This window comes from Comamonas sp. (genome assembly GCF_036666375.1).
GTDB lineage: Bacteria > Pseudomonadota > Gammaproteobacteria > Burkholderiales > Burkholderiaceae_C > Comamonas.
On the sequence record NZ_JAVWWA010000039.1, the window covers coordinates 4751 to 9612 of the forward strand.

General features: G+C 66.1%; 4 protein-coding genes and 1 pseudogene. All 5 read left to right on the forward strand.

Going from position 1 to position 4862, the window contains the following annotated elements; all coding sequences use genetic code 11:
* Positions 1-181 precede the first annotated feature (181 nt).
* Positions 182-1096 (forward strand): LysR family transcriptional regulator, encoded by a 915-nt coding sequence (locus RR928_RS11575; RefSeq protein ID WP_332682586.1) that lies wholly within the window; start codon positions 182-184, stop codon positions 1094-1096.
* Between the two features lie 154 nt (positions 1097-1250).
* A complete protein-coding gene (locus tag RR928_RS11580) occupies positions 1251-2624 on the forward strand; it encodes an SLC13 family permease (protein ID WP_332537114.1) in 1374 nt (457 codons plus the stop codon).
* A 41-nt stretch (positions 2625-2665) separates the two neighbouring features.
* Positions 2666-4348 carry a malonate decarboxylase subunit alpha gene (gene mdcA, locus RR928_RS11585; RefSeq protein WP_332537112.1) on the forward strand — a complete coding sequence of 561 codons (1683 nt, stop codon included), beginning with the start codon at positions 2666-2668 and terminating at the stop codon, positions 4346-4348.
* Positions 4349-4357: 9 nt separating this feature from the next.
* Entirely contained in the window at positions 4358-4690 is a 333-nt protein-coding gene (gene mdcC, locus RR928_RS11590; protein WP_332537111.1) for a malonate decarboxylase acyl carrier protein, read from the forward strand.
* Positions 4687-4862: pseudogene (locus RR928_RS11595) on the forward strand (biotin-independent malonate decarboxylase subunit beta); the annotation flags it as partial. The gene mdcC and the pseudogene RR928_RS11595, both read left to right, overlap by 4 nt.

The following is a 4862-nucleotide window of genomic DNA, read 5'->3' on the forward strand; positions in this document are numbered from 1 at the left end:
CTGACCGCTGACCGCTGACCGCTGACCGGGCGCGTGCGCACTTGGGCGTCGCAGCGTCCCAGGTTCGGGAGCGATGAGCAGCCTGCTGAGACTTGCGCGCTGTCGATGCAAGCGTGTCGGCGACAGGACATCCACAATCATGTTTGCCCTAGAATGCGCCGTCCCCACGCACGCATGACCCATGCACCTTCACGTCGACGAAGACATCACCTTCCGCAGGTTGGAAATCCTCCTGGCTTTCATGCAGACGGGCAACCTCACGCGCGCCGCGGAAATGCTCGAGATCAGTCCCGTGAGCGTGCACCGCGCGTTGCATGCACTCGAAGCCGGCCTGCGCTGCGCGCTGTTCCGCCACGAGGGGCGCAACCTGCACCCCACCGAGGCGGCGCAGGCCCTCGCGGATGTGGCGCGTGAAGTGCTGCGCACCATGGCGGAAGGCATACGCTCAACGCGTGAAGTCGCCGGTTATTCGTCCGACCGCATTCGCATCGGCTCGCTTTACTCCCTCACGGCACGCACCGTGCCCAAGCTGGTCATGGGCATGAAGCTGCGCATGCCCGATATACAGACCGAACTCGTGCTCGGCTCCAATGCGGACCTGCTGCAGAAGCTGCGCGACGGCGCAGTCGATGCCGTGCTGATGGGCACGCCCGAAAACGCACCCGATCTCGAATCCCAGCCGCTGTTCGAAGACGATATCTTCTTCGCCACACCGGTCGGATCGCCTTACTGCGCAATGGAGCAGATCGACCTCGCGGCCTGCGCCAACGAGCACTTCGTCACGCTGAGCGAAGGCTTCGTGACCTACGGCGGCTTCGTCGACGCGTTTCGCATCGCCGGCTTCACGCCGAACGTCGTGATGGAAACCGCGGACATTTTCTCGTTGATGAACCTGGTGGCTGGCGGCGTGGGCCATACGCTGCTGCCCGGGCGCGTGGGCGGCATCATGCCGCAGAAGGTGCAGCTCGTGCCGCTGCAGCCGCGCTATCTGATGCGCCAGACGATATCGCTCAATTTCCTGCGCACGCGCGAGCGCGACCCCAATCTGCTGGCCTTGCTCGCAGTCTGCCGCGCAGCCAAGGCGGAACTGGGCTGAGCAGGCCCTGCGCCAACGGGTTAACCCCCGATCGTTTCAGTTAGCGTAAGAGTCGGCGAAACCGCTTCATTGATCCTTCCGGAGTGGGTACGTATTGTTCGTACCAGACGCACATCCACAGTGCGTCGCTATAAAAAACTCCGGAGACAAATCGATGAGTTCGCACTGGATTTCAATTTACGCGCTGGCGGGCATGTTCGTGCTGGCCACCGCGCTGCCCATCAACATGGGCGTGATCGCCTTTGTTGGCGCCTTCCTGGTCGGAACACTGGTCGCCGGCATGAATGCCAAGGAGATCATGGGCGGCTTTCCCGCCGACCTGTTCCTGACCCTGGTCGGCATCACTTACCTGTTCGCGCTGGCGCAGAACAACGGCACCATCGATTGGCTGGTGAAGCTCGCGGTACGTGCGGTGCGCGGGCGCATCGCCGCCATTCCCTGGATCATGTTCTTCATCGCCGCGCTGCTGACTTCCGTGGGCGCCGTGAGCCCCGCGGCGGTGGCCATCATCGCGCCGATTGCGCTGGGATTCGCCGCAAGATACGGCATCAGCCCGCTGATGATGGGCCTGATGGTGGTGCACGGCGCGCAGGGCGGTGGCTTCTCGCCGATCAGCATCTACGGCGGCATCACCAACAAGATCGTCGCCAAGGCGGGCCTGCCGCTCAACGAGATGGCGACGATGCTGGCCAGCCTGGGCTTCAACCTGGCCGTGGCCGCGCTGCTGTTCTTCCTGTTCGGCGGCATGAAGCTGATGCGGCAGAAGGCCGATGCCGGCGGTGCGCTGCCCGTCGTGCGCCGGGTCGCGCACGGCCAGGGCGGCGCCCAGGTATACGGCGACGCCGAAGGCGAGTCGTTCGGCGAAGAGCGGCGCACCGCCGCACCCGATGCGGATTCGCTGATGGACCCCGCACCGGGCGCCGGCACCGAAACCGCTGCCCACTGGTACCGGGTCGTCACCGTGCTGGGCTTGCTGGCCCTGGCGGTGCTGACGCTGTTCTTCAAGCAGGACATAGGCTTTGTGTCGATCACCATCGGTCTGCTGCTCACGCTGATGGCACCCAATCTGCAAAAGCGCGCACTGGGCCAGGTGTCCTGGCCGGAAATCATGCTGATCGTCGGCGTCAGCACCTTTGTCGGCGTGATGGACAAGATGGGCACGATCAGTTTCGTCGGCCACAGCGTCGCGGGCCTGACTTCGCCGCTGATGGCCGCGCTGCTGCTGTGCTTCGTCGGCGCGGTGGTTTCCGCCTTCGCCTCGTCGACCGCCGTGCTGGGCTCGCTGATTCCGCTGGCCGTGCCTTTCCTGCAGGGCGACGCCTCGGTCGGCGCGGTCGGTTTCATTGCCGCGATGGCGGTGTCTTCCACCGTGGTCGATGTCAGTCCGTTCTCCACCAATGGCGCGCTGGTGCTGGCCAATGCCAAGGGCGTGGACCGCGACGTGTTCTTCAGGCAACTGATGGTCTACGGCGCCATCGTGACCGTGGTCGCACCGGTGCTGGTGTGGCTGCTCTTCGTGGTGCTGTAGCCGCGCCGCCTTCTTCAAACATTGCACAACCCTAGTCCAACATGAACACCAGATCCTGGGCCTCCAAGGCCGAAGACCGCCAAGCCAGGCTGGCGCGCGCGGCGCAAGCGCTGGGCCGGCAGCTTGCCGGCAAGCGCGTCGCCACCGAAGCCATAGGCACTTTGCTGGAGGCGGTGCTTTCGCCCGGCGATCGTGTCTGCCTCGAAGGCAACAACCAGAAGCAGGCCGACTTTCTGGCCAAGGCCCTGGTGCAGGTCGACCCGCAACGGGTGCACGGCCTGCACATGGTGCAGTCGGTGCTGGCCCTGCCCGAACACCTCGATGTGTTCGAGAACGGCGTCGCCTCGCGGCTGGACTTCAGCTTCTCGGGCCCGCAGGGCGCGCGCCTGGCCAAGCTGGTGTCCGGCGGCCGCATAGAGATAGGCGCCATCCACACCTATCTGGAACTGTTTGCGCGCTACTTCATCGACTTGACGCCCAAGGTGGCGCTGGTCGCGGCCCATGCGGCCGACGCGCAAGGCAATCTCTACACGGGGCCGAACACCGAAGACACTCCGGCCATCGTCGAGGCCACCGCCTTCTCGGGCGGCATCGTGATTGCCCAGGTCAACGAATTCGTCGACGGCCAGAGCACGACGCTGCCGCGCATCGACATTCCCGCCGACTGGGTCAGCTTCGTGGTCCAGGCGCCGCGGCCCAACTTCATCGAGCCGCTGTTCACGCGCGATCCCGCGCAGATCAGCGAGGTGCAGATCCTGATGGCCATGATGGCGATCAAAGGCATCTACGGCGAGTACGGCGTGCAGCGCCTGAACCACGGCATAGGCTTCGACACGGCGGCCATCGAACTGCTGCTGCCGACCTATGGCGAATCGCTGGGGCTCAAGGGCAAGATAGGCAAGCACTGGGCGCTCAACCCCCACCCGGCGCTGATTCCCGCGATCGAGGCCGGCTGGGTCGAGTCGGTGCACTCGTTCGGCTCCGAGCTGGGCATGGAAGACTACATTCGCGCGCGCTCCGATGTGTTCTTCACCGGGCCCGACGGCAGCCTGCGCAGCAATCGCGCTTTCTGCCAGGCAGCGGGGCATTACGCCTGCGACATGTTCATAGGCTCGACGCTGCAGATCGACCTGGACGGCAACAGCTCCACCGCCACGCTGGGCCGCATCGCGGGCTTTGGCGGCGCGCCGAACATGGGCGCCGACGCGCGCGGGCGCCGCCATTCCAGCCCCGCGTGGCTCAAGGCCGGGCGCGAAGCGCGTGCCGGCCGCAGCGGCGCGGCGGGCACGCCGCGCGGGCAGAAACTGGTGGTGCAGATGGTCGAGACCTTCCGCGAGCACATGCAGCCGGCGTTTGTCGACCGGCTCGATGCCTGGACGCTGCAGGAGCAGGCGGGCATGGACCTGCCGCCGATCATGATCTACGGCGACGATGTATCGCACATCCTGACCGAGGAAGGCATCGCCAATCTGCTGCTGTGCCGCAGCGACGAGGAGCGCGAGCAGGCCATACGCGGCGTTGCCGGCTATACCGCCATCGGGCTGGGCCGCGACCAGCGCGCCGTGGAAAACCTGCGCGACCGCGGCGTGATCCGGCGTCCGCAGGACCTGGGCATAGATCCGCGCCAGGCCACGCGCAATTTGCTGGCGGCGCGCAGCATGCGCGACCTGGTGCGCGCTTCGGGCGGGCTGTACCAGCCGCCCAAGCGTTTCAGAAATTGGTAGGAGAACCCCATGAGCGACATTCCCGCAGGGCTTGAGACCCTGGACTTTTCTTTCTCCGGCGGTCAGCCCGCCGGCGCGTTCGCCCCGGTGCTGGTCGGCGTCGTCGGCTCGGGCAATCTCGAGGTACTGCTCGAGGCAGCGGCTGGCAACGACTGCGCGGTGCGCATCGAGACGTCGGCGCGCGGCTTTCTTCCCATCTGGCAGGCCGTCATGACCGATTTCCATGCGCGCCACCGCCTGGCGGGCGTGCGCATCGCGATCAACGACATGGGCGCCACGCCCGCGGTGGTGAGCCTGCGCCTGGACCAGGCGGTCGCCGAACTCCACGGAGGTCAAGCATGATCAGCTTTGCCGAATGCTCGGCGCGCGAGCGCCTGGCGCTGCTGCTCGATGCGGGCAGCTTTCACGAATGGCTGCCGCCCAGCGAGCGCGTCACCAGCCCGCATCTGGCGCAGTTGGGAGTGCCCAGCGCGTTCGACGATGGCGTGGCCATTGGCCGCGCGACGCTTGCCGG